The sequence below is a fragment of the Cognataquiflexum aquatile genome, from assembly GCF_003316845.1.
GTDB lineage: Bacteria > Bacteroidota > Bacteroidia > Cytophagales > Cyclobacteriaceae > Cognataquiflexum > Cognataquiflexum aquatile.
On the sequence record NZ_QMIK01000004.1, the window covers coordinates 793,266 to 817,656 of the forward strand.

At 38.9% G+C, this 24,391-nt stretch carries 22 protein-coding genes; 15 read left to right on the forward strand and 7 right to left on the reverse strand.

Annotated elements, in window-relative coordinates:
- Window positions 1-126 precede the first annotated feature (126 nt).
- Both DQW11_RS14915 and DQW11_RS14920 read left to right on the forward strand, forming a co-directional pair.
- Window positions 127-873: a GLPGLI family protein gene (locus DQW11_RS14915; protein WP_113924845.1), complete on the forward strand. Its 747-nt coding sequence runs from the start codon at window positions 127-129 to the stop codon at window positions 871-873.
- A 217-nt stretch (window positions 874-1,090) separates the two neighbouring features.
- Window positions 1,091-3,898 carry a TonB-dependent receptor family protein gene (locus DQW11_RS14920; RefSeq protein WP_113924846.1) on the forward strand — a complete coding sequence of 936 codons (2,808 nt, stop codon included), beginning with the start codon at window positions 1,091-1,093 and terminating at the stop codon, window positions 3,896-3,898.
- 130 nt (window positions 3,899-4,028) lie between these two features.
- Here the strand turns inward: DQW11_RS14920 and DQW11_RS14925 are convergent, their stop codons facing one another.
- Window positions 4,029-4,610, reverse strand: coding sequence for a hypothetical protein (locus DQW11_RS14925; RefSeq protein WP_113924847.1), 582 nt, complete (start codon window positions 4,608-4,610; stop codon window positions 4,029-4,031).
- Between the two features lie 199 nt (window positions 4,611-4,809).
- On the opposite strand from DQW11_RS14925, the gene DQW11_RS14930 reads away from it, so the two are divergent.
- Together DQW11_RS14930 and DQW11_RS14935 are read left to right on the forward strand one after the other, a co-directional pair.
- A complete protein-coding gene (locus DQW11_RS14930) occupies window positions 4,810-5,271 on the forward strand; it encodes an antitoxin Xre-like helix-turn-helix domain-containing protein (protein WP_113924848.1) in 462 nt (153 codons plus the stop codon).
- Between the two features lie 6 nt (window positions 5,272-5,277).
- Window positions 5,278-5,607 (forward strand): RES family NAD+ phosphorylase, encoded by a 330-nt coding sequence (locus DQW11_RS14935; RefSeq protein ID WP_232826760.1) that lies wholly within the window; start codon window positions 5,278-5,280, stop codon window positions 5,605-5,607.
- Window positions 5,608-5,871: 264 nt separating this feature from the next.
- On the opposite strand, the gene serA is transcribed toward DQW11_RS14935, so the two are convergent.
- The 4 genes from serA to DQW11_RS14955 form a co-directional block, all read right to left on the reverse strand.
- Window positions 5,872-7,764, reverse strand: a complete 1,893-nt coding sequence (serA, locus tag DQW11_RS14940; RefSeq protein WP_113924849.1) for a phosphoglycerate dehydrogenase — start codon at window positions 7,762-7,764, stop codon at window positions 5,872-5,874.
- Between the two features lie 134 nt (window positions 7,765-7,898).
- A complete protein-coding gene (locus DQW11_RS14945; RefSeq protein WP_113924850.1) occupies window positions 7,899-8,390 on the reverse strand; it encodes an NUDIX hydrolase in 492 nt (163 codons plus the stop codon).
- Window positions 8,387-9,010 carry a chloramphenicol acetyltransferase gene (locus DQW11_RS14950; protein ID WP_113924851.1) on the reverse strand — a complete coding sequence of 208 codons (624 nt, stop codon included), beginning with the start codon at window positions 9,008-9,010 and terminating at the stop codon, window positions 8,387-8,389. Before DQW11_RS14950 ends, DQW11_RS14945 begins: the two co-directional genes overlap by 4 nt.
- 10 nt (window positions 9,011-9,020) lie before the next feature.
- Window positions 9,021-9,872, reverse strand: a complete 852-nt coding sequence (locus DQW11_RS14955) for a DUF2911 domain-containing protein (RefSeq protein ID WP_113924852.1) — start codon at window positions 9,870-9,872, stop codon at window positions 9,021-9,023.
- A gap of 204 nt (window positions 9,873-10,076) precedes the next feature.
- On the opposite strand from DQW11_RS14955, the gene DQW11_RS14960 reads away from it, so the two are divergent.
- Both DQW11_RS14960 and DQW11_RS14965 read left to right on the forward strand, forming a co-directional pair.
- Window positions 10,077-10,997, forward strand: a complete 921-nt coding sequence (locus tag DQW11_RS14960) for a 2-hydroxyacid dehydrogenase (RefSeq protein WP_113924853.1) — start codon at window positions 10,077-10,079, stop codon at window positions 10,995-10,997.
- A 12-nt stretch (window positions 10,998-11,009) separates the two neighbouring features.
- Window positions 11,010-11,852 (forward strand): universal stress protein, encoded by an 843-nt coding sequence (locus tag DQW11_RS14965; protein ID WP_113924854.1) that lies wholly within the window; start codon window positions 11,010-11,012, stop codon window positions 11,850-11,852.
- A 5-nt stretch (window positions 11,853-11,857) separates the two neighbouring features.
- Here the strand turns inward: DQW11_RS14965 and DQW11_RS14970 are convergent, their stop codons facing one another.
- Window positions 11,858-12,562 (reverse strand): tetratricopeptide repeat protein, encoded by a 705-nt coding sequence (locus DQW11_RS14970; protein ID WP_113924855.1) that lies wholly within the window; start codon window positions 12,560-12,562, stop codon window positions 11,858-11,860.
- 127 nt (window positions 12,563-12,689) lie between these two features.
- Between DQW11_RS14970 and holA the strand changes: the two genes are divergently transcribed.
- The 9 genes from holA to trmB all read left to right on the forward strand — a co-directional run bounded on the left by holA (window position 12,690) and on the right by trmB (window position 23,262).
- On the forward strand, window positions 12,690-13,712 hold the full coding sequence (gene holA / locus DQW11_RS14975) for a DNA polymerase III subunit delta (RefSeq protein ID WP_113924856.1): 1,023 nt from the start codon (window positions 12,690-12,692) through the stop codon (window positions 13,710-13,712).
- A 15-nt stretch (window positions 13,713-13,727) separates the two neighbouring features.
- On the forward strand, window positions 13,728-16,715 hold the full coding sequence (locus DQW11_RS14980; protein ID WP_113924857.1) for a tetratricopeptide repeat protein: 2,988 nt from the start codon (window positions 13,728-13,730) through the stop codon (window positions 16,713-16,715).
- 1 nt (window position 16,716) lies between these two features.
- The gene (locus DQW11_RS14985; RefSeq protein ID WP_232826761.1) at window positions 16,717-18,408 is read left to right on the forward strand and encodes a TonB-dependent receptor; all 1,692 of its coding nucleotides are present in this window, start codon (window positions 16,717-16,719) and stop codon (window positions 18,406-18,408) included.
- Window positions 18,409-18,505: 97 nt separating this feature from the next.
- On the forward strand, window positions 18,506-19,258 hold the full coding sequence (locus DQW11_RS14990; RefSeq protein WP_113924858.1) for an SPOR domain-containing protein: 753 nt from the start codon (window positions 18,506-18,508) through the stop codon (window positions 19,256-19,258).
- 1 nt (window position 19,259) lies between these two features.
- Window positions 19,260-19,952 (forward strand): MotA/TolQ/ExbB proton channel family protein, encoded by a 693-nt coding sequence (locus DQW11_RS14995; RefSeq protein ID WP_113924859.1) that lies wholly within the window; start codon window positions 19,260-19,262, stop codon window positions 19,950-19,952.
- A 1-nt stretch (window position 19,953) separates the two neighbouring features.
- Window positions 19,954-20,346: an ExbD/TolR family protein gene (locus DQW11_RS15000; protein ID WP_113924860.1), complete on the forward strand. Its 393-nt coding sequence runs from the start codon at window positions 19,954-19,956 to the stop codon at window positions 20,344-20,346.
- 1 nt (window position 20,347) lies between these two features.
- Window positions 20,348-21,307: an energy transducer TonB gene (locus tag DQW11_RS15005; RefSeq protein WP_113924861.1), complete on the forward strand. Its 960-nt coding sequence runs from the start codon at window positions 20,348-20,350 to the stop codon at window positions 21,305-21,307.
- Between the two features lie 3 nt (window positions 21,308-21,310).
- On the forward strand, window positions 21,311-22,600 hold the full coding sequence (locus DQW11_RS15010) for a bifunctional folylpolyglutamate synthase/dihydrofolate synthase (RefSeq protein WP_113924862.1): 1,290 nt from the start codon (window positions 21,311-21,313) through the stop codon (window positions 22,598-22,600).
- A 2-nt stretch (window positions 22,601-22,602) separates the two neighbouring features.
- The gene (gene trmB, locus DQW11_RS15015; protein WP_113924863.1) at window positions 22,603-23,262 is read left to right on the forward strand and encodes a tRNA (guanosine(46)-N7)-methyltransferase TrmB; all 660 of its coding nucleotides are present in this window, start codon (window positions 22,603-22,605) and stop codon (window positions 23,260-23,262) included.
- Window positions 23,263-23,304: 42 nt separating this feature from the next.
- Here trmB and DQW11_RS15020 read toward each other — a convergent pair whose 3' ends face one another.
- Window positions 23,305-23,817: a GNAT family N-acetyltransferase gene (locus tag DQW11_RS15020; protein WP_113924864.1), complete on the reverse strand. Its 513-nt coding sequence runs from the start codon at window positions 23,815-23,817 to the stop codon at window positions 23,305-23,307.
- Between the last annotated feature and the right edge of the window lie 574 nt (window positions 23,818-24,391).

Sequence of the window (24,391 nt, forward strand, 5' to 3'; positions counted from 1 at the left end):
AACAAAGATATCTGCTTTTTCAGGCTTTAATGCAGGACATTAACCTTAATTAACCTTGTATTCAGGTTGCTTAACCTAGTTCTATTTTTGGGCACTTTACTTTTGGATCATAAAAAATGAAAAACCATGAAAAAATATCTTTTAGCGATTTTAGTCTGTGCCTCTTGGGGTTTTATTTCCAACGAAGTCACACAAGGCGTGGTCACTTATACCACCAAAGTCAACATGCATAAAAGGATTCCCCCGGAAGAGGAAGAAATGAAAAAGATGGTCCCGGAATTCAGTTCCACTCAAAACCAATTGTTTTTCAATGAATTGGAAAGTCTGTTTAAACCATTGCCCGTAGACGAAAATCCCTTTGATCAAAGTGCAGGTTCTGGCGGAGGACCAAGGGTAATCAGAATGGTGATGCAAAATGAAACATACATCAACCGAGACAATGAGATGATGACGCAGTTGCGGGAGTTTATGGGTAAAAAGTACATCATCAAAAATGAAACCAGTCGGATTCCCTGGAAACTAGGAGTGGAGTCTAAAGAAATTTCGGGATTTGTCTGTAAGAACGCCACTTATACAGATGAAAACCAAAGAGAAATAACAGCTTGGTACACAGAGCAAATCAGGCTGCCCATTGGACCTGAGGGTTTCCACGGTTTGCCTGGATTGATTTTGGAAGTGGCTGTAAACTCTGATGAAATTGTAATCACAGCAGATAAGATTGATTTGAGGGGATTAAAGAAAAATGAACTCAAGGAACCAAAAGGCGGAGAAGAACTTACAGATGAAGCCTACAAAGCTATGGTTCAGACCGAAATGGAGAAAATGGGTGTTCAAGGTGGTCAAGGAGGGATGAGGATGATTATTAGGAATTAGACTTGAGATATAAGACGTGAGATTTGAGATGCGAGAGCAGAGATACAGTATCAAGATTTAAGTATCAAGAAGCGAGAAAGGGAAGTAAGAGATGAGGAAACAAGAGGTAAGCCTCGGAAATCGTACATCGTAAATCGTACATCCAACTTTCAACCTTCCTAGCCTCCTTTCTTCCCACTTCCCTACTTCCCTAATTCCCACTTCCAAACCTCCAACTATGAAAAAAACCACAGCTTTCATCTTTCTGTTTTTTATCCTCTCCCAACTTTCGGCTCAAAGCAACCGATGGTCCGTATCAGGAACCATTCAGGACAAGTCCGGCAGAGCACTTCCATCTGCGACAATTACCCTTTTGGATCCTAAAGATTCCACTTTGGTGACTTTTGGTGTGAGTAATCCAACGGGGAGTTTTGAAATCAAAAACATCAGGGAAAGTGAGTTGGTCTTACAGGTCTCTTTTGTGGGTTTCAAAGTTTTTTCCCAAGTCATCAAAAAACCTGAAAATTCAACATCACTTTCATTGGCATTGATCAAATTGGATGAAAATACAGCTGAACTGGACATGGTTACTGTGGAGGATATCGCTCCTGTAACAGTGAAGAAAGACACGATTGAATACAATGCGATGGCTTTCAAAACCCAGCCCAATTCCAATGTTGAAGACTTGCTCAAAAGACTCCCCGGAGTGGAAGTGGACAGCGAAGGGAATATCAAAGCCCAGGGTGAAAAAGTTCAGAGGATATTTGTGGATGGAAAGGAGTTTTTTGGCAACGATCCTAAAATGGCTTCCAAAAACCTCCTTGCTGAAGCTATTTCCAAAATCCAGATTTATGATAGGAAATCAGATCAGGCAGCATTTACGGGAATTGATGATGGAAAAAGAGAAAAAACCATCAACCTACAATTGAAAGAGGATTATAAAAAAGGCTATTTCGGAACTTTGAACGGAGGAGCAGGAACTGAAAACAGGTACGCGCTAAAAGGAAACGTCAATAAGTTTAGTGACAAGCAGCAGCTTTCATTTTTAGGGATGGCAAACAATACCAATGAACAGGGATTTTCTATCGATGATTACATCAATTTCAATGGTGGAATCCAAAGCTTTGCTTCAGGAGGTCAGGTGAGGATTGTCATAGGCGGCAACAATCCAAGCAGTATTCCCATCAATACAGGCCAAAGAATGAACGGGATAATGAATTCCATTGGATTTGGTTCCAATATCAATCAAGAGCTCAGCAAAAAAACCAAAATGAACGGAAGCTATTTTTTTAACCGGCTCGACCATAATATTATCCAAAACACCAACAGACTGAATTTTTTTCCGACAGGAGATTTTAACTTCAATGAACGTAGCAAGCAAGATAACCTCAATTCAAATCATAAGGTTAATTTAATCTTGGACCATAAAATCGATACCCTAAACTCTTTCAGATCCACTACCAATGCCAATTATACAGAGACAAACAGGGTGATGAATAGCCTTACCGAAAACACTGATTTGAATGGTAATATCTTAAATAAAGGGGAAAGGACTAACCTGACGGAGGGGAACAGTTTTCAGTTGAATACCGATTTTTTATTTAGACACAGGTTCAAGAAGCAGGGAAGAAGCTGGTCAGCTAACCTCAACCTGGGAGTCAGTGACAATCAGTATCAAGGTGACCTTTATGCCAAAAATGAGTTTTTTACCGGCGTTCCTGAAACAGAAATCATAGAACAACTTCAGCTACAGGAAAATACTGCAATCAATTATGGAGGAAATTTTTCTTACACCGAACCTTTAGGCGGTAGAAAATATCTCGAAGTGGTCTATAATTTCCGGCAAAACCACAACGATGTCAACCGTGAGGTTTTTGATAAAGAAGAGGAAAACCTCGAATTCAATACCGCTCTGAGTAATAAATTTACCAGCCTTTACACCTACCACAGGCCCGGAGTGAACTTCAGTATGAACCGAAACAAATACAATGTAGTGGCAGGCCTGGCAATGCAGGCGACTAGGCTAAACGGCGAATTGCTGTTGTTTGATGAGAAAATCAAAAACCGGTTTGAAAACATCCTTCCAAGCCTGAGAGTCAATTATAGCTTTTCAAATTCCAAAAACCTTGGCTTCGACTATGGTACTTCAGTGACCGAACCCACCATTGAACAGCTTCAGCCTGTGATCAATAATTCCGATCCATTGAATATTTATGTTGGAAATCCGGAGCTTAAACCCGCTTTTCTTCATAATTGGCGGGTCAATTACAACAGCTTTGATATGGGAAAATTCATTAGCTTTTTTGGCATGGTCAATGTTAATTATACAGAAAACGCCATTGTAAACTCCCAATCGATCGATGAAAGGCAGGTTAGGACCATTATGCCTGTAAATGTGAAAGACAATTTGATGCTCAATTCCAATGTTAATTTGGGATTTCCCATAAAGCAATTGAACAGCAGTTTCAGTGTTGGACCAAACCTAACTTACCAAAAAGGCCTCAACCTGATCAATGAAATGGAGGATGTGATCAAGATATCCAACTTGGGTGGAAATATCCGGTATGATTATAATTGGAAGGAATATGTCAATGTCGGATTGTCCGCCAATCTCAGCAGACAACGTACTGCTTACGATTTCAGCCCTGAGCAAAACCAGCTTTTCTTCAACCAAAACTACAATGCTGAAGCCAATATCAATTTTCTAAAAAACTATACCGTCGGAGGCAATTTTAATTATTTGCTATATAAAAGTGAGACTACGGATTTTAGAGAATCTATTCCTGTTTTGAATTTGTCAATCAGTAGGTTTATCCTCAAAGGCCAAAAAGGAGAAATCAAACTCACCGGTCAAAACCTTTTCAACCAAAACGTGGGAGTTTCCCAAAGGGCTGATGTGAACTTTATCGAACAGACAGTTACCAACAATCTTGGGAGATTTATTCTTCTGAGCTTCACCTATAAGCTCAACAATAACCTCAATCCGATGAACAATATGCCAAGACCTGGAGGGGGAGGAGTAAGGATGATTAGGATGGGAAATTGATAAAGGAAGAAGGTTGATTGAGGAAGGAAGAAGTAAGAGGTGAAAGGTAAAAGGCGGGAAGTTGGAGGTTGGGATAAAGTTAGTTAACCAAATTTTGGAGGCCCAAATTTTCTTTCTTAATCATTGATGTCTAACAACATGGACCGTCCTTTCGAAAAGTGTAAGTAACTTTTGCCTCAACCCACTCTTTTTTGGAATAGTCAAATATCCTTTGGGAAGTCACTAATTCCACATTATTGTTTTTTCCTGAATTGGTTTTTAGACTTTCTATGACAATGTCTTCATGGATTTGCTCTGGAAATTCAAATGGGTAAGGATAGCGATTCCATGATAAAGCTACAGATCCATTGCCTTCCAGATCAAACCTCCTTCCATCTTGGACATATAATATTGTAACTTGATCATTAAATTCATAATGATGTGGAAGTTTGAGAATGACTTGAGAAAAATGTACGTTAAAATATTCTGGGCTGTACAAATTAAGAAAAATCGTTCCAGAATTCTGACCGGCGAATATTCTGATGTTGTTGGCTTTAATAAGTTGATCAAGTAAATCCAGCGAAACAATTCCATTACCTGTAAAGTCTATTGGCCGATCAGAGGTAATGGATTCCGGAAGATATAATCCAAAAACAGTTTCAGGATCTTCTTTTTCTGCGCAAGAAATAAAAAGTAAACCAATGAGTACGAAGCTGAGGATTTTCTTAGTCATAGCAAAGTGGCGAAAGTTCAACTTAAATTTCGTGAAAGCTTATAGTTTTTCCAAATTTAAACTAAACTTATTCTGATAAATTTTCGAGAAATTAATTGAAGAGAAAGGAAGGAATTTTGTCTCCGAAAAAAAGAGAGAAAACATGTAAATTTACTGGACAAATTACGTTATGTTAGAGGACAAATTACGTGATATTTGAATGGAAAAGAAACCCTCAGTTGTAAGTGAGCCTGCGGTGGCCTATTACAAAAAGTCCCGATTGTCTGCTCATGACATTTTGAATGTGGAACATGGAAGATTGGATGAGCCATTTCAAAGGGTGGAGACTTTCCGTAAAGGCCTAAAAAAGAGATCCTTTGAGGGATTGAAAGAAATATCGGGTCTTGATAATAATACTTTGGCGGCAGCTTTGGCTGTATCTGCCAAGACACTTCAGAGAAAAGATGTTTTTGATGTTGTCCAATCTGAAAAGATGTATGAATTGGCAGAGCTATATGCTTTGGGTACTAATTATTTTGGCAGTGAGGGTTTTAGGCGTTGGATGGAGAGGCCCCTTTTTACCATTGGCAATAGAATTCCACTTGATCTTCTTGATGTTTCTGAAGGGCTTGATATTCTAAAGACCGAGATTTTGCGCTTGCAGCACGGTATTGCTATTTGAGGATAGATGAAAGTTTACCGTATTGCTTTGAATCAATATTGCGATGTCAGTGGGGAAGGTGCCAAATTGTATGGTGGCAGGTGGAATTTTCAAGGCGTCCCGGCTTTATATGGGAGCGCATCCATTTCTTCTTCCTTGTTAGAAAGACTTACGATTGATTCCGAATTATTTTCTTCAGAAAGGTATGTGCTTTCTTCAGTCATGGAGTTTGATGTTCCTGACAAAAGTGCATTTGTTCCAGACATGAATGAATTACCGGAAGGGTGGGATGCAATTCCGCCTTTGAGAGTTTCTCAGGATTACGGAACTCAATTACTTCAAAGTGGTGTCTTGTGATTTGGTATTCCTTCTATTGTTGATAAAACTTCACTGAATTTTGTCCTTAATCCAACATCAGTCGATTTTTCGAAAGTGACTTCCAAAGTATATCCCTTGGATTTGGATTCACGAATTATTCGATAATCTCAAATTCTTAAGAGGTTGGTATTTGAGCTAGCTTGATGAGCTTTCTGGATTCAAGTTTATAAAAATTAAAAAAAGGCAACGATCCCTCGTTGCCTCTTTTTATTTCAATGTATTTCAATTGTATTTCTATCTATTTCAATAAAGTACCCTAAACCTGATTGTACCTGGAATTTCTTTCATAGCTTCAATCATTTCAGGAGAATAAGCCTTATTGATATCAGAAATTACATAACCGATTTTTTCATTGGTTTTAAGGTATTGGCCTACAATGTTGATGTTGTAACTGGCTAGGATTTGGTTGATTTTAGCCAAGACACCTGGTTCATTGTGATGAACATGGATCAATCTGTGCGCATCTTTTAAGAATGGCAATTGGATATTGGGGAAGTTTACTGAATTGTAAGTATTTCCTGTATTGATATATTCCATGATTTTTCCAGGAACAAATCTGGCAATGTTTTGCTGGGCTTCTAAGGTAGAACCACCAATGTGAGGTGTCAGAATGGTGTTTTTCATACCTATCAATTCCGAAGCAAAAGGCTCATCATTATTTTTTGGTTCATGAGGGAATACATCCACTGCAGTACCGGCAATATGTCCTGATTCAAGTGCTTCTTTCAAAGCCGGTATATCCACTACATGGCCACGGCTGAGATTGACGAGGTATGAACCTTTTTTCATCAAAGCAATTTTTGATTTGTCGATCAGGCATTTGTTGTCTTTTCTGCCGTCCACATGTAGGGTAATCACATCACAGGTCTTGAGCAATTCATCCAAAGAATCGATTTTTGTGGCATTTCCGAGCGCAAGTTTTTCAATAACATCATAGTAGTAGACATCCATTCCCATGTTTTCGGCCAAGACTGAAAGCTGTGCACCTATATTTCCGTAACCTACGATTCCCAATTTTTTACCGCGGATTTCAAAACTGCCTGAGGCAGATTTGTCCCAGATTCCTTTGTGCATTCCGTGGCTTTTGTCATGGAATCCCCTCATCAGGAAGATGATTTCGGCAATGGCCATTTCTACTACCGAACGGGTGTTGCTGAAAGGTGCATTGAATACCGCAATGCCCTTTTCGGTACAAGTTTCCAAATCAATCTGATTGGTACCGATGCAAAAGGCGCCGATAGAAATCAGCCTATTTGCATTTTCAAGAACTTTTTTGGTTACATTGGTTTTGGAGCGGATGCCAAGGATACTGACGTTTTTGATTTTTTCTGCAAGTTCTTCTTCGTTAAGGGCAGAGCTGATAACTTCTACATTATAGCCTTCATGTTTCATCAATTCCACGCCGATTGGGTGGACATTTTCTAGAAGGAGTACATTGATTCGGCTTTTTGGGTAAGAGAATTTCTTGTTCATTTTATTGACGTAAAGGATTTCATCTAAACTAGGGGCAATGTGGTCCGCTTTGGAGGTCACTTTTGGTCTTTCGACATTTTCAGTGAATGCGTAGAATTTATTGGCAAGGCCTGATTCTTTGATTTCATAATCTGTGTAGCCATCTCCGATTACGTAGATGTCTCCTTCGAGATTGAGTGTTTTGATGGTTTTAGATTTACCACCGTTTTTGGAAAGGACATTGTCACGGTTGAAATCTATGATTTTGCCGGCATCGTCATAGATAAACTCATTGGCAAAAACATTTTCAGCTTTGATTCCATACTCCCCGACTATGGGGGTGATAAAATCCTTGAAACCGTTGGAAATGATGATGATATTGTCTGCGTTTTCTTCAAAAAATTCTTTGTTCCGCTGAAAGGATTTAGAGACTTTGGTTTTCAGTTCTGCAATTAATTCAGAGATCTGAGGCTTGGAAGCTTCCAAGATATCCAACCTTCTTTCGAGACTTTCGCGGAAGTTGAGACTTCCTTCCATCCCAAGATCGGTGATGTTTTTGATGGCCTGGATTTTTTCATCTCGCTTTGGATCATTCTTCAGACTGATTTCTCCCAGCACATCCAAAGCTTCAACTTGCGTAAATGTACTGTCAAAATCAATAATAAATTTCTTATTGTGGGGCATTATTGCTGTGGATTTTTTATGATCTAAGCTCAAAATTAGCATATTATTAAAAAGTAATGCCTTTTATTGAACAAAATACTTTTGTGATTTTTGGCACTTAGTCCTGAAATCGATTGAGAAGCTTACATTCACATTTATCCGATCAGTCTTTCGCCCGTCAACTCATTGACCAACCATTTGATCTCCATATTTTCATCATATTCAGAATCAAGAACGAATTTTTCTTTGTCCAAAAGAAATCTGTAAATATACCAATCTGTCTTTGGGGTAGGGATATTTAATATCTGATCAAATGAAATCCACTCCAATGTTCCTTCATTACAATCCGGAGGTGGTATTTTATCGATTTCTGCCAAGTACACATAGCAGATCCAGTTATAGTTTATTGGTGATGTCTCGGTCAGGATTCCGCAAAAATCCATGGTCTCGACCCGGATTCCTGTTTCCTCCCAAGTCTCCCTCATAGCTCCTGACAGGGGAGTTTCGTATGGGTCTAATTTACCTCCTACAGGAGTATAGAGGTCTTTATTTGGTTCCTTTAGTCGCTTTAAGAGCAGGAAACTATCTCCGTTTTTGAGTACACAGATTGTTGCTGCTTTTTTTAATCCAATAGGTATGGTGCTCATCTGTCCAATAGTTTTTGAAATTCCTCAATAAATTGACCGACATGATGCCCATCCATCAGGGCATGGTGTACGTGAATGGATACTGGCATGGTTTTATTTCCCCCGGAATCTTTGACTTTTCCAAAGGAGATCTTTGGGCATGAATCAGAAAATGAGAAACTTCTGGCGTGTGACAAGGAAGTAAAGTCAATCCAAGGAATGGAAGAGAAATGGATCACATTTTCACCCGAACCTGCAGGATCAAGCCCTGTGCTGTTTCTCACCTTTTCTATTTCAATTTTGGCATATTTCTCAAATTCCTTAAAATTCTCAAAGTAATCCATGTAAGAAAAGCCAAATGTCCCATTTTCACGGTTGATGGTGGGGGAAGCATTTATTTTTTCGAATACCAATACTTGGCCATCCCTGATTCTATACCGGAATGGTTCTATGGAATTTGCCGCCTGAAGGGCAGCATGGAGATAATATAAAAAGAATGAACTGCCATTTGACTTTGCATTTTGGTAGGCTTTGGTACAATCTATCCTTATTGTCACTCCAAAGAAAGGTTCTTCAAACTTACTGAAAAACAAAAAGTGGTCTTTTCGGGACCACTTTTCAATATCAAGAATCTTGAACATGTTGTAAATATTATTTAATTGATTTGATCAATCTCTCATTAAGGCTGACATAATCAGGGTTTTTGGCTTCTTTAGCCATTTCCATTGATTTAGTAGCGCTGTCGATTGCTTCTTTTTTCTTACCCAAAGCCAGTTCAATTTTAGCTTTTAGGTGCATGGTCCAGTATTTTGGATCTTCGCTGACAGATTTTGTGATCCAATCGTATGCCTGGTTCATGTCTTTGTTATTGGTAAAGTAATAATTGGCCGCCTGATACAGCAAGCCCGGATTGTCAGCTCCTTGATCGATCACCAATGCCTTGATTTCAGCCATCACAATGCTATCCACCTCTGTTTCTATACGGAATTTGATTCTGGTATTTTCCCATTTCAACGCAATCGTAGCACCTGTATCGGTCATATCTACAAAGTTGATTTCCATGGTCTCATATTTCTGACCTGTTTTGCCTGGCTTTACTTTGAATCTCACGAGGTCATCTTTTGCATCATACCCAACAGCGCCCCATAATTTTGTGTTTTTGGATAGGATTATAGTCCATTCATTTTTGTCAGGAATGGAATAAAGGGCATAAGATCCTGCAGGAACATTGTTTCCTTCCACTTTTGCTTCATTCTTAAAAGTGATGATGGTAGCAGCATTTGCCCCTGTTCTCCATACTTCCCCAAATGGAACTAATTCTCCGAATATTTTTCTTCCTTTGGTACTTGGACGGCTATATTCTATGGTAACATCTGTAAGTCCAATTTTTTGACTTATAGTTGCAGTGGGACTTGCCTGTGGCATTTGTATCTGTTGGGCTACAGCAACCGTAGATAATGCTACTATTATCATAAATTGCAATAAAATGGATTTGCTTTTCATTTTTTTGTATGTTAATTTAGTTGAGTTGGAATTGACATTCGTAAAGATAATAAATTATTCAATCTGTAGAATTTAGTGCTTTTTGAATATGCATAATCAGAAATTTAGGTCGATTGAGCATATTGTAGCCGCTAAAAGAATTGTTTTTTTAATTAGTTGATTAGAAAGGCAATTTGGAACCGGGTTTTAATTTTAAAAAAAAGAATGAGTATAGCCATAATTTCCCCTGGAAGGGATGTTAGTTCTTGGGTAAAATCTTTTAAAAAAGCAGACCCATCTATTGATATTCAAATTTTTCCGGATATCAGGGACAAAGAATCTGTTGAGCTTGTCATTTTATGGCAGCATCCTAAAGGTATTCTCAAGGAATTTCCTAACCTGAAGTTGATTTGCTCTATGGGAGCGGGAGTGGATCATATTCTGAGTGATCCTGAGATTCCGATTACACTGCCAATCACAAGAATTGTTGATCCTGGACTTACGGTTCCCATGACCAATTATGTGGTTATGGCTACTTTAAATTACCAAAGGCAATTGTATAGGTATCAGTCCAATCAAAAAAAGAAAGTTTGGGACATGACTAATCCCGAACTCGAAATTCAGGTCGGTGTCATGGGTGTTGGGGCTTTGGGCAGTGATGTTATTTCAAAATTGAAGATGTTGGGATTTCCTGTTTTTGGATATGGTAACAGTCCAAAGACTGACACGGATTATCCTTATTTTTATGGAGATGAACTTCCCCAATTCCTAAATAACGTAAACTTAATTGTTTGTATGCTACCTTTGACCCCAAGAACAGAAAATATCCTTAACCTGGATTTTTTTCGAAAGTGTAACAAAGGTACTTATATCATAAATGTAGCAAGAGGGAATCATCTTGTTGAAGGTGATTTAGTGACAGCAATCGGTGAAGGCATCATATCAGGTGCTTTTTTGGATGTTTTCAGGCAAGAACCTTTGCCACAGGAACATCCCTTTTGGAATTCTGACAAAATTACTGTTACGCCGCATATTGCCAGCGTGACAAATCCAAATTCTGCCATACCACAAATAATTGAAAACTATAAAAGGATAAAAGACAAGAAACAACTACTGAATCAGATTAACCGAATTTTAGGTTATTAAAAAGTCAACAAAATGGACACTACTTTTAAGATTGTTTGCCCGACAGATTTCTCTGAATGTTCACTCAATGCCATTGAATACGCTGCAAAATTGGGAGAAATGTACAAAGCCGATTTGTTTTTATTTCATGTTCCGGACAAAGAAGATTATCAAAAACTTGCCTCAAACGAATTTCATGCAGGAGACCAATACAGTTTTATTCAAAAAAAACTTGATAGTCTTGTGAAAGTTGTCAGTCAGGAAAGTATACCAAATGGGTTGAAATCCTGCCAAAGCGAGTTTATTGAAGGGAAGACTGTCAATACTATTTTGGACTATGCTGATGCAAACAATGCTGACCTTATTATCATGGGGACAGAAGGTGTCAATGATTTTAAGCAAAATTATATCGGTACAAGGGCAAGCAGGTTAGTAGAAAAATCAGAAAGAGATGTCATGGTTATCCCTAGGAAGGTTTTCTTCAAATCTCCAAAGAAATTGGTTTATGCCACTGATTATTTGGAAGAAGATAAACTTGCAGTTCAGAAAGTTGTGGAATTGGCCGGATTCTGGGAAAGTGAAATTGACATTGTCCATGTAAGCACCAAGGTGAAGAATATTGATAAGTCCCTTCATATGACGATGGTACAGGAAATAAGGCCATTCATCAAATATGAAAAAGTCAATTTTGTCCTCAAATCCTATCGGGACGAACCGGGACTTGGTTTGGAAAATTACCTAATCATCGCCAAAGGCGATATTCTGATTACCCTAAGCAAAAAGAAAACCTGGTTTGAACAGATATTTTCAAACAACCTTTCCCGAAAAATGTCTTATTTTATCAATAAACCTCTGCTCGTAATCAAGAAGGTTTAGCATTGCTATTTTGAAGAACTGCCGAACTTTGATTTTAGAAACGATACAAATTCTTGACGTGTGGTAGGATTGGTCAGAATATTTTTGACCATTTTGAGGTAGTTCGAAGCAGTGATTTTTTTAGGGTTTGATGGAGTCTGGTTTTCTGTAAATTTTTGCTCCTTTATTTTCTTTTGAGCATCAGATTCTTGAGTTTCTTTTGTTTTGTATCCAATAAGGTCGTCAGCCTTTGAAAAACTCGATTTTGACCTTTCTTGGTAGCCTAATTTTTCTTCCACCAAGCCTTTGTTGTTATAGGATACAGCATCCTCAGGATCGAGTTCTATTGCTTTTTCGTAATCCTCGATCGCACCCGCCAAATCGCCAATCCTGTCTCTAAAATACGCCCTACTTGCAAATCTGTAAGGGTTTTTGGGGTCAAGATTGATGGCCCTGTCAAATTCCGACATGGCTTCCTCGTTATTTTTCATCAGGTGCAATACTACTGCCCTGTCATTGATGTAGGAAGGATTGTAGGGATCAAAATCAAGCAGTCTGTTAAAATCATTCAAAGCCGATTCAAAAATGCCCAAACGGGAATAAACCCTAGCACGGAAAAAATAGAATTCAGGGTTTTTCCCGTCTGTGTTGATACAAAAATTGATCTGAGTCAGCGCCTCTTGGAATTTCCCTTCCTTGAAATAGGTTACGCTTAGTTGAAATTCTTCCACGTCTTTATTTATTACTTTGAAGTAAATACAAAATTAAGGGTAATAAAGTTTAAAATTACCTGAGTGCCCACGCGGTATCCTTTTCCCAAAATGTTTTCTTTATATCTTTGAACCGAAAACTCAAACCATGGCCAACAAAGCAGAAGATGTATTAAAAGACCTTAAGTCAGGGAAATATGCACCTATCTATTTTTTGCAAGGGGAGGAACCGTTTTTTATAGATCAGATATCTGATTTTATTGAAGCCAATGCTTTGCAGCCTCATGACAAAGGTTTCAATCAAGTGGTTATGTACGGCAAAGATGTCACTATACCTGACATTTTAAATAACGCAAGGCGGTTCCCAATGATGGCTGACAGGCAGGTGGTCATTGTAAAGGAAGCGCAAAATATCCCACAGCTTGGCAAAGAAGAAATCGATCAGATGCTGATCAATTATGTCAAGAATCCGCTGCCAAGCACCATTTTGGTATTTGCACATAAGTATAAAAACATTGATGGGAGAAAGGCTTTGGCCAAGGAATTGGAAAAAAGCGCTGTTTTTGTCAAATCGGAGAAGATAAAGGATACATTTTTGCCTGGCTGGATAGAAAGTTTTGTAAAAAGTAAAGGCTTTTCTATTGACAATACAACCTCGTTTTTTTTGGCGGACAGCATTGGAAATAACCTTGAAGTAATCTCCAACGAGCTTTCAAAACTGTTTCTCAACCTTCAGGGCGAAACAAAAATCACCAAAGACCATATCCAAAAATTTATTGGGATAAATAAGGAGTACAACACTTTTGAGTTGACCAAAGCAATGGGCGTTAAGGACGTTGTCAAGGCCAATAAAATCATTCATTATTTTTCCCAAAACCCCAAAAGCCATCCGGTGATACCGATCATAGCTCTGGTGTATAACTTTTTCAGTAAAGTTGCCTTGGTCCATTTCAACAAACAAATGCAGGACGCAGAACTTGCCCGAGTTACAGGAGTGAACCCTTATTTCCTTAAAGAATACAGGATTGCTGCGAATAATTACCGCTTGGGCAAGGTTATTGATTGCTTCGCATATATAAAAGAGGCGGATTTGCGTTCTAAGGGAGTCGATGCAGGCGAAATGGAGGACAGGGAGATTCTTAGAGAATTAGTATATAAAATTATGCATTAAAGGCATTATTCACCCATGAGGAAAAGTTTTGTAGTGTTTTTGATTCTGTGGAGTACCCACAATGTAAGTTCGCAGACAGGTCTATACCATTCAGGAGAACAGAAGGTTTTGGACGATAATTTTGAATTGTTCCACAAACACCTTTTTTCTGCTTCAAGGTTTGAATACGAGGAACTCAAAGTTGCGGATTTGGATGGAAACCAACAGGTGTTGGTGGATTTTTTCCATGCTGTCTCGGCCCTGAAGATAGAAAATCCCGGCGCTTCCGATCTTGTCAACCATTTTATCCGAAACTACCCAAGCCATCCCAAAAAAAACGAGGCTGCATTTATCCTTGGGAGTTACTATTTTGACAAGAAAAATTACCGGGAGGCCATACCTGCATTTCAAAAAATTGAAACCTCTGCCATCAAACCTGATCAAAAATCAGAAATCTATTTCAAGACAGGGTATTCCTTTTTTCAGCTCAAGGATAATAAAAATGCCTTGAATTATTTCAATCAGGTAAAGGTCGAAAAAGGGGAGTATGCTGCTGATGCCTATTATTATGCAGGGTTTATTTCAAAAGAATCAGGGAATTTTGACCTGGCCATCAAGGATTTCAAGGAAGCAGAAAAAGCAAACTTTTATGCACCCAAAGTCCCCTATATGCTTGCAGGGATTTATTACCAACAAGGTTATTTCGATGAATTGATTGCCTATGCAGAACCGGTTTTGAAATCCCGTCCCAATCTAGACCGCAAGGAAGAAATCCATTTATACCTTGCCGAGGCTTATTTTGAAAAGAGGAATTTTACGGCGGCCGCTCAGAATTACGATGCTTTTGTAAATGCCCAAAAAAGGGATTTAGACCGGTCCCAAATCTATAAAGCAGGGGTGGCGCAATTTGAGATTGGAAACTTCCAAAGAGCTACAGACTATTTTAAAGTATCCGCAGTCATCGAAGATGAGATCGGACAGGTGTCGAGCTACTATCTCGGACATGCTTATCTCAAATTGAACAACCCACAATTTGCTTCCACAAGCTTCAATGCTGCCTACAAAAACACAAGTGATCCAAAAATCAGGGAAGATGCTTTGGTGAATTTTGCCAAAGTAAATTTGGAAAGGGGAAGTTTCCAGGAAGCGGTCAATGCTTTAGATGCGTATTTGGAAAATTTCCCAAATGGAATTTATGCCGATGAAGCCGAAACCTTGTTGACCGATGCCTTGATCAACACCAACAATTACCTGCGGGCCATTGAACATATCGAAAAAATGACCCGTAAATCTGACAGGTTAAAAGCTGCCTATCAAAAAATCACTTTCTACCAAGGGATTGTCTATTACAGAGACAAAAAACATGATCAGGCGACAACCTATTTTGATAAATCCTTGGCCTCACCGGTAGACAGGGATTTGGTAATTCAGGCTCATTTTTGGAAAGGTGAAAACTACGCCGCAACTAACAGGGACCCCCAAGCCATTAAGTCGTATGAAACGCTCCAAAGCCTTAAGCCAATATCTACTGATCCTTATCTTTTGAAATCTTACTATGGGTTAGGTTATACTTTTTTTAACCTGCAGCAATATGCCAAAGCAGAAACACAATTCAGACAATATGTCGAAAAGGGAGGCAAAAACGATGATCCCGACAAATATGATGAGGCTTTGGTAAGGTTGGGTGATGTGTATTTTGTCCAGAAAAAATTCCCCGAGGCACAGTCAGCCTTCCAAAGGGCTATCGAAGAAGGAGGTTCTTCTGTTGATTATGCCTATTTCCGGTCAGGGGTAGTCTATAATTTCCAAAGCAGAAATCAGGAAGCCATAAGCCAATTGGATAGATTGATCACAGGATATCCCAACAGCTTGTATTTTGAGGATGCGCTTTACCAAAAGTCGCAGATCAACATGGAAGAATCTCGCTATGCAGATGCCCGCGAGGGGTATTCAAGGTTGATCACTTCCCGTCCTAACAGTCAATTTGTGCCATTCGCTTTGGAGGGTAGGGCAGTGGCTAATTTTTCTCTCCAAAATTATGATCAGACGATAGAGGATTATAAGACGATTTTGCAAAGGCATCCCAATTCTTCCAATGCTGAAGCAGCACTGGTTGGATTACAGGAAGCTTTGGCGCTTCAGGGAAGGTCCGGTGAGTTTTCGCAATATCTTGGAACATACAGAAATGCCAACCCTGACAACAAAAGCCTTCAAAACTTAGAATATGAGGCGGCAAAAAACCTTTACTTCAATAACTCATTTGAACAATCAATCAATGCTTTTTCCAGTTATTTGAAAAACTATCCACAATCAGCCAACCGTGATGAGGCCAATTACTTCATCGCCGATGCACATTATAAGTTGGGAAGAAAAGAACAGGCTCTGGCATATTTCTATGAGATTGAGAAGGTAAAAACATCCGTTCAACGGTCTAAAGCTGTTCCTAGAATTGCAGCCATAGAGATGGAGAACAATAATTTCAAAAAAGCCATAAGTTTTTACAGGGAGGCCATCAACTTTTCCAGAAATAAAATCGAGGAATTTGAAGTCTTCTCAGGGTTGATGAAAGCATATTATCAGACGCAGAAATTTGATTCTGCCGCATATTTTGCAGACAAAGTTATTCCGCTTGGAAGCGTAACCCAAGATGCAGTTCCTGAAGCAACCTTGGTTAAAGCCAAATCTCTACGACAATTGAAAAAAACCGCCGAAGCTGACGAAACGCTTATGGATTTGATCAATGAATATAAGACAGTTCATGGAGCAGAAGGCTTGTATCTTTTGGCTGAAAGCCAAGCCTTGAAGGGAAGTTATCAGCAATCCAACAACACTATATTTGATTTCTCAGGACCTTTCTTCCCTCATGATTATTGGTATGGGAGATGTTTTATCTTATTGGCGGATAATTACCTGAAGCTCAATGAGGTATTTCAGGCGAAAGCAACATTGGAATCAATTCTTGAAAATTCCAATAACCCCGAAATCAAAGAAATGGCAAATAAAAAATTGGCAGAAATAAAATAGTATGAAAGAAAATCAGATGAAACAAACCGTCCAAAAGGCTTTCATATTTGCTGTTTTAGGCCTTTTAATATTGGTGGGAGTTCCCAAATTGGCATTTGGCCAGGAAAAAGGGGAAGTCAAAGACCAGGAATTTATCATTAGAAAAGACAGGGTTCTGACCTTACCGGTTCAGCCACGAAGATTTGAACGTGTACCCGCCTTACCGTCCTCAAAGGGAAATTCTAGTTTTGAATATGATGTGAAGCAATATTTCCTGACCCTTCCTCCAGTTGGGATCAAAGCGGAAGCTTCACAAAAAAATTTTCCAAAAGTAACAGAGGAAAAATACCCCGGCTTTGCCAGGATAGGATATGGTAACTACGGCTCCCCGCTTTTGGAAGGAAGGTATAATATCTGGGAGGATGAAAATTATAATATCGGAGCAAAATTAAAGCATCAAAGTTTTGCGAAAGGTCCTGTTGATGGACGAAATTCAGGTGAAAGTTTTACAAATTTCGGATTGGATGGGACATATTTTATGGATGTCTTTCAGTTTTATGGAGGTATCAAATATGACAGGCATAAATTCAACTTCTATGGCTATGATCCTGAAAATTTGAACCTGGTCGATTTTGTACCAAGTCAAAATATCCTCAACACCTTCCGGATTTTTGGAGGTATTCAGGACATTGACAAAATGGAAGGGGTCAATTACAACGCTAGGTTAGGTATCCGGGCTTTTAATGACAATTTTCTTGCTTCCGAAAATGAGGTATCTATCATTGCAAATTCCTCCTATTGGTATAATGACAATTTGAATGGAGCAATTGATTTTAATTGGTCTCATACTACTCCGAAAGATGAGTTTTATGGTGATATCAACAGAAATTACTTCAAAACAAAGCCCTATTTAGGGTATCAAGATGAGGCATTGAATATCTCCGTCGGGGTTAATATTGTTTTTGAAAATGATGTGACACTCAATAAGAAATCTGATTTTCATGTTTTTCCGGCCTTGAAAGGTGAATATATGTTGAGCAAAGAGATCGGCATTTATGGAGCTTTCGAAGGGGATGTTTTGAGAAAAACCTACTATGATTTTGTAATGGAGAATCAGTTTTTGGGTCCAAGTGCCCAATTGCTCAATACGATTCAAAACTATAAAACCGGGGCAGGTATAAAAGGGACATTGCTTCAAGGCCTGACTTATGAAGCAGGCTTTAATGTGGGGAAGTATAGAAACATGCACTTCTTTGCAAACAGTCAGTCAGACAGTCTAAGGTTTAACCTTCTATTTGATGAAAATACCCGGGTGTTGAATTATACCGCAAAGATAGGTTGGGAGTACGAAGGATGGTACAAAATGACGGCAACGGCTGATTATTTCAATTATTCTTTAAGTAACTTGGGCGCTGCTTATCAAAGACCCGAATGGGAATTTGCGCTCAACAACCAATTTAATCCGGCAGAAAAATGGCTGATTTATTTCAATGCCCATCTGATGGGCGGGATAGTTGGATTCAACCAGCAAAGTGACCTTACAGTGGTTTTGCCTGCGATTTTGGACCTTCAATTAAAAGCCGATTATCAAATAACAGAAAAGATCTCGGCATTTGTGATTGGCAAAAACCTCTTGAACAGAAACAACCAACGGTTTTTGAATTATCCGGTAAGGGGAATTCAAGGTATTGTAGGAGCAACAATAAAATTTTAGATTTACTTTGGCTTTGATTGATACCTTTGTTCAAAAACCAATTTGGCAATTCACCCATTTCAGTTAGTTTGCACAGCTTTATAGACTTAGATCATTAATGGAAAAGGATTCTGAAAATAACCTCAATTCAGCTGACAAAGACTATGGCTTTCCTTTTGTGAAAGTTGAGCCTTTACAGAATCCATCGCAAACCGAAGCTTTGATAGCATCAGGAGGTGAAAAGCAAAAGTTGGTTGATCCAAAAGTAACAATGAGTGAACCGGTAACCAAACCGGCAACCATCCCTTTCGAAGCAAAAGAAAAACCTGAAAGAATTAAAAATAGCAGGGTCCCTTTATTGTTAAGTCTGATTCTTTTGATTTTGGTGGTATTGTCTTCGATGGCTTATTTTCTCTATTATTTACCCAGCCAAAAAGAGACCCCCAAAACTACCCAGGTAGCAGAAGAGAAAAAAGAATCGCCCCAGACATCGCCCGAAATTGAAACAGAAGATGTTCCTGAGACAATGGTGGATTCTTTACCTGCTGAAGTTGTAGAAACACCATCTGCTTTGGTCCCGGCACCAACCAACCCTACCTCCTCAGGAGGAAAGTTGATTGTATTGAATGCCAAAGAAAATGTCAGCTATTACCATTTGGTGGTCGCCAGTCTTCCCAATGAAAGGATTGCAAGGGAAGAAGCTCAGGTCTTTTTAGAAAAAGGAAAAGATATTTGGCTGATTTTCCCTTCTGGAGATACCAAAAATTACCGGCTTTCCGTTGGAAAGTACAGCAGTTTTAAAGCTGCTGCCGAAGCATTGGCAACTGCCAAGGCCGACTTTAATGAATCTACATGGATTTTGAAATATTAACATGATTTTAGCACAAACCTTGAGTACCGACGGCCAAATGATGGCTGATTCTCTTTCTTTGATGGAACCCGGCAAACCAAGTATCGGTTTGCTGGACTTAATGATCAAAGGTGGATACATGATGATCCCGCTTTACATCCTTTTTGTAGTCGCGGTTTTTATTTTTGTTGAAAGGCTGATTACCCTCCGGAAAGCGGCAAAATCCCCTAAACACCTGATGGATCAAATCAAAATATTGGTCCAGAGTGGTAAAGTAGACCAAGCCAAATTTCTTTGTCAGGGTGAAACTACTCCTGTAGCAAATATGATTGCCAAAGGTTTGGAAAGGATTGGAAGCCCTCTAAAAAATATTGAGGTCTCCATCGAAAATGTCGGGAAAATTGAAATCTATAAGCTGGAGAAAAATCTGGGAATTTTAGCAACGGTTTCTGGAGCCGCTCCCATGATTGGTTTCTTGGGAACAGTTACGGGTATGATCCAGGCATTCATTGCTGTAGCGCAGGAGGAGGGAATGGTTTCTCCCAAATTATTATCTTCAGGTATCTATGAGGCGATGGTTACCACTGCCGCAGGTTTGGTGGTTGGGATTATTGCTTACTTGGGTTATAATTACCTGGTCAGTCAGGTTTCCAAATTGGTTCACAGCATGGAATATACCTCTGTGGAATTCATTGATTTATTACAGGACAAATAAGATGGCTTTACAATCCAAACATAAAGTAGATGCTTCCTTCAGTATGTCATCGATGACAGATATCATCTTCCTGTTATTGATTTTTTTCATGTTGACGTCTTCTTTCATTACTCCTTCAGGGCTTCCTGTGAATTTGCCTTCTAGCGAAACGTCTGACATCGTCATGCAGGAAGTTACCGTGACGGTAACCAAAGACCTGAGGTTTTCCGTTAATGATAAGGTGGTAACAAGGGATCAGATCAAAAATGAACTTACCACTCTTCTTAAAGACAAAAAAGGACAGGTAGTCCTACACATTGACAAGCAGGTTCCGGTGGAATATTTGGTCGAAATCGGAGGCATCGCTGCTAGTTTAGAAGCAAACGTTTCAATCGCAACACAACCTTATAAGTAGTATGCAGATTTGGGAAACAGATAACCAAGAAGCTGAAAACAAAAGAAAAGCGCTAATCATCACCATTTTGGTGAATGTGCTGTTGCTGATTGCTATCTATTTCATTGTGGTATGGAAAGAGCAAATCCCACCACTTCCGACCTATGGCATGGAATTGAATTTGGGTTTTACTGACCAAGGCAGCGGAAATAACCAAACCACTACGCCTGCATCTGAAACTCTTACCAGTAATACAGAATCTCCGGCACCGGGGGAACAAGCTTCCAAACCAGTTGAATCTTCTGTACCTGTTTCCGAACCAAAAACTGAGGCCGCAAAACCCAAATCTTCCCCTGCCAAGACCACTTACGAATCCCAATCCAAAGCCCCAAGCCCGATAAAGGCAAGTGAAAAATCAAGCATGGCAAGCAAAGACCCTAGTCCTGCAAAAAAAGAACCCACTCCAGTCACCCAACCATCCACTTCTGAGGCAGAGAAAACTACTACTAAAGCAGCAGAAAAACCAAAGATTGATCAACGAGCTATTTTTGGAGCAGGTGGCACTTCAAGTACCGGTTCAAAACCAGCCTCAGGAAGTGCACAAGGATCTTCAACCCAAAAAGGGGATGAAGGAAAACCGACAGGCACTGTTGACGGAAGAGCGATTATGGGATCTGGATCAGGAGAAGGGAAACCTGGACCGGGCTCCGGTGTAGGCCTTGAACTTGCAGGATGGGATTTCGCTTCACGACCAAATATCAAAGACAATGTATCTACCCGTAACGGGAAAATCGTTTTTAAAATAACCGTTGATGACAATGGAAAAATCGTCCAAGCCGTTCCATTAGAATATAATGTGTCCAATGAAGTTTTGGCTTATTATAGAACGGTAGTAAACCAAGTCAATTTCAAACGGCAATCCGGAAATCCCACAGCGGATTATTCAACCGGTAAAATCACCTTTATCATCAAAGTCGATTAATCCATGACTTACCAAGAGACGTTGGACTTTTTGTTCAATGCATTACCGATGTTTCAGAGGATCGGTGCAGCTGCGTTTAGGAAGGATTTGGGCAATACAATCGCACTTTGTACCCACCTTGGAAATCCTGAAAACAGCCTAAAATGTGTCCATGTGGCAGGTACAAATGGCAAAGGAAGCACTTCACATGCACTTTGTTCTGTTCTGATGGAAGCAGGGTATAAAGTTGGATTATATACTTCTCCCCATTTAAAATCATTCACTGAAAGAATCAAAATCAATGGAATAGACATACCTGAAAATGAGGTTGTGGAATTTGTAGAAGATTACAAGACTTTTTTGGAAGAATTGAAACCGAGTTTTTTTGAAATGACTGTAGGAATGGCATTTTGGTATTTTGCCAAAGAGAAAGTCGACATTGCAGTGATCGAAGTCGGCATGGGTGGAAGATTGGACTCGACAAATGTGGTGATGCCTGAAGTTTCGGTGATTACCAATATCAGTTACGACCATATGCAGTTTTTGGGTGATACTCTTCCGCTGATAGCAGCCGAAAAAGCCGGAATCATTAAGCCAAAAATTCCTGTGGTCATAAGCCAAAAGCAACAAGAAACTTTCTCGGTATTTAAAAAGAAAGCCGAAGAGTCTCATGCGCCGATTTATTTTGCAGAAGAATTTATCCAAATAAAAAGATCAGGATATATTTCAGGTGGCAAAAGATCATTTGATATCTCGGATGAAGGAAACCTGTATACCATTCAAATTGACCTTCATGGCAATTACCAGGAAAAGAACCTCGCAGGAATCCTTCAGACCATCAAAGTCCTCAAATCATTGGGCTGGAAAATAACAGAAAATAATGTCATAAATGGTTTGTCAAGAATCGTTTCCAATACTGGCTTAAAGGGTAGATGGCAGATTTTGGGAGAAAACCCATTGATTGTTTGCGATACAGGCCATAATGAAGATGGGATCAGGTTGATTGTTGAACAGATCAATGAAATGGCCTTCAATCAACTTTTTATGGTAATTGGGATGGTAAATGACAAGGATATTTCAAAGGTACTGTCTATCCTTCCTAAGGATGCCTGGTACATTTTCTGTCAGGCTAGTATACCGAGAGCAATGGATGTAGAGGAATTGGCCCAAAAAGCTTTTGAAGCAGGTTTGGAAGGTGAAATAGTCAAAGATGTAAATTCAGCAATCGAAAAGGCAAAGGGCTTGGCTTCAAAACAAGATTTAATATTCATCGGCGGAAGTACTTTTGTCGTCGCCGAAATCAACGATTTGTAATCATGAGCAGAAGAAAACTGGAAAGGTTCAAAGAAAATGAACAAAGCCGTAATGTCATCCAACCCGGAAAAGAACTCTTTGAAACGATCAAGGGACATTGGAAATCTGTTCAATTTGAAAATGAAAATCCCCTAGTCGTAGAATTGGCATGTGGAAGAGGGGAGTTTACGGTTGGTTTGGCAAGAGAATATCCCGGCAGTAATTTTATCGGGGTGGATATCAAAGGATCAAGAATCTGGAAAGGAAGTACTATAGCCATAGCAGAAGGATTGCACAATGTGGCCTTTTTGAGAACACAGATTCAGTTATTGGACAGGTATTTTGACCAAGGAGAAATTGCTGAATTGTGGATCACATTTCCTGACCCTTTTCCCCGGGATGGAGATGAAAAGCGCCGTCTGACTTCCCCGAAATTTCTCGAAATGTATAAACCGTTATTGGAGAAAAGTGGAATCATCCACTTCAAAACAGACAATACAGGATTATTTAATTACACTTTGGAGTTGATACAAAGCCGGCATGATTGTGAAATTTTGATCCATACACATGATTTTTATGCTTCTCCTTTTAAGGATGAACATCACGGCATCCAGACAAAGTATGAGAAACTTTTCAGCGAAAAGGGTGAAAAAATCAAGTATTTGAAATTCAGGTTTTTTTAAAGGCTGATTTTGGTATAAACCCTGTTATTCATGAATTTCCTTTCAGGATATTTTGTCAAGCTCCATCTCCATCACAATGTCATCCATGATAAATCCGTTTCCGATGTCTATCACTTCTCTGTAAGCTTCAGAAAATCCGATGTGCTTGTAAAATGAAATTGCTTTTTCATTAAACCTGTTCACATTAAGGTATAAAAACTTATCTCCATTACTTAAGGCAATGTCCATGACGTGATTGATCAACTTTTTACCAATTCCTTTCCCTTGGGTTCCGGGTAAAATGTAGATTTTATGGATCTTGGTTTTTTCCTGATCCTTGCAATGGACTTCATAGGCAGCAAACCCCAAAAATGAGTCCTCTTCTTTGGCCAGTAGAAAAACATGACCTTTTTCATTGACCTGCTGTTCCAATGCCTTGAGGTCATACATCCAATTCAGCATAAAGCTAATTTGATCAGGCGTAAGAATATTCGAAAAAGCCACAGGCCAGGTTTGATGGGCTATTTTTTGGACGAAATAAAGTTCTTCCGATGAAGCTTTGACAATTTCAATCATAGAGAATAGGGTATAAGGAGAGGACTAATTTTTGGTAAGGTTTTTATATCTCCAAAAAAACAAAAAACCCTTCAGAATTGAAGGGTTTTTATTGGGTGAATTAAGCAAAAAAATTAATTGTCGATAAAAAAATAAATACTTTGAATGAAAAAAAGATTTTTTTAGAGATAGATAAGATTAATCGAGAATTAACTTTTAAATCCTCATTTACTTTCAAATGAACAAAGGAAAAACTCTTGGGTGATGAGTCCTTTTTCCCTTATCGATGAGTTAAAACTATACAAACGAAACCAAATAAACAAAATAAAAAATATGCAAAAACAATAAAATATTTATTTAAATCGTTTTTACTCAAAAATTCCAAATAATAGTTTGAAATAGATATTCTTTGCTACCAACAACATTTATTTGTTTTTTTGTGCTCTGGGTTGCTTTCATAACTTTAACTTTTGTGAATACCAATGCCATTTTTACTTCTACCATCTGAAGCTGAAAGGCAAAAAAAAAATTAAAAAAAATGAAAAATATTTTTTGTGGCGGTTTTAGAAGCTAAAAAATTACCTTGGACTTATAG

Coding starts and splice junctions, on each gene's coding strand:
- DQW11_RS15005 (WP_113924861.1), top strand. CDS start 20,348: ATGCAGATTTGGGAAACAGATAACCAAGAAGCTGAAAACAAAAGAAAA.
- DQW11_RS15020 (WP_113924864.1), bottom strand. CDS start 23,817: ATGATTGAAATTGTCAAAGCTTCATCGGAAGAACTTTATTTCGTCCAA.
- DQW11_RS14925 (WP_113924847.1), bottom strand. CDS start 4,610: ATGACTAAGAAAATCCTCAGCTTCGTACTCATTGGTTTACTTTTTATT.
- DQW11_RS14950 (WP_113924851.1), bottom strand. CDS start 9,010: ATGTTCAAGATTCTTGATATTGAAAAGTGGTCCCGAAAAGACCACTTT.
- DQW11_RS15010 (WP_113924862.1), top strand. CDS start 21,311: ATGACTTACCAAGAGACGTTGGACTTTTTGTTCAATGCATTACCGATG.
- holA (WP_113924856.1), top strand. CDS start 12,690: ATGGCCAACAAAGCAGAAGATGTATTAAAAGACCTTAAGTCAGGGAAA.
- DQW11_RS14915 (WP_113924845.1), top strand. CDS start 127: ATGAAAAAATATCTTTTAGCGATTTTAGTCTGTGCCTCTTGGGGTTTT.
- DQW11_RS14960 (WP_113924853.1), top strand. CDS start 10,077: ATGAGTATAGCCATAATTTCCCCTGGAAGGGATGTTAGTTCTTGGGTA.
- DQW11_RS14980 (WP_113924857.1), top strand. CDS start 13,728: ATGAGGAAAAGTTTTGTAGTGTTTTTGATTCTGTGGAGTACCCACAAT.
- DQW11_RS15000 (WP_113924860.1), top strand. CDS start 19,954: ATGGCTTTACAATCCAAACATAAAGTAGATGCTTCCTTCAGTATGTCA.
- DQW11_RS14965 (WP_113924854.1), top strand. CDS start 11,010: ATGGACACTACTTTTAAGATTGTTTGCCCGACAGATTTCTCTGAATGT.
- DQW11_RS14985 (WP_232826761.1), top strand. CDS start 16,717: ATGAAAGAAAATCAGATGAAACAAACCGTCCAAAAGGCTTTCATATTT.
- DQW11_RS14935 (WP_232826760.1), top strand. CDS start 5,278: ATGAAAGTTTACCGTATTGCTTTGAATCAATATTGCGATGTCAGTGGG.
- DQW11_RS14995 (WP_113924859.1), top strand. CDS start 19,260: ATGATTTTAGCACAAACCTTGAGTACCGACGGCCAAATGATGGCTGAT.
- trmB (WP_113924863.1), top strand. CDS start 22,603: ATGAGCAGAAGAAAACTGGAAAGGTTCAAAGAAAATGAACAAAGCCGT.
- serA (WP_113924849.1), bottom strand. CDS start 7,764: ATGCCCCACAATAAGAAATTTATTATTGATTTTGACAGTACATTTACG.
- DQW11_RS14930 (WP_113924848.1), top strand. CDS start 4,810: ATGGAAAAGAAACCCTCAGTTGTAAGTGAGCCTGCGGTGGCCTATTAC.
- DQW11_RS14955 (WP_113924852.1), bottom strand. CDS start 9,872: ATGAAAAGCAAATCCATTTTATTGCAATTTATGATAATAGTAGCATTA.
- DQW11_RS14990 (WP_113924858.1), top strand. CDS start 18,506: ATGGAAAAGGATTCTGAAAATAACCTCAATTCAGCTGACAAAGACTAT.
- DQW11_RS14945 (WP_113924850.1), bottom strand. CDS start 8,390: ATGAGCACCATACCTATTGGATTAAAAAAAGCAGCAACAATCTGTGTA.
- DQW11_RS14920 (WP_113924846.1), top strand. CDS start 1,091: ATGAAAAAAACCACAGCTTTCATCTTTCTGTTTTTTATCCTCTCCCAA.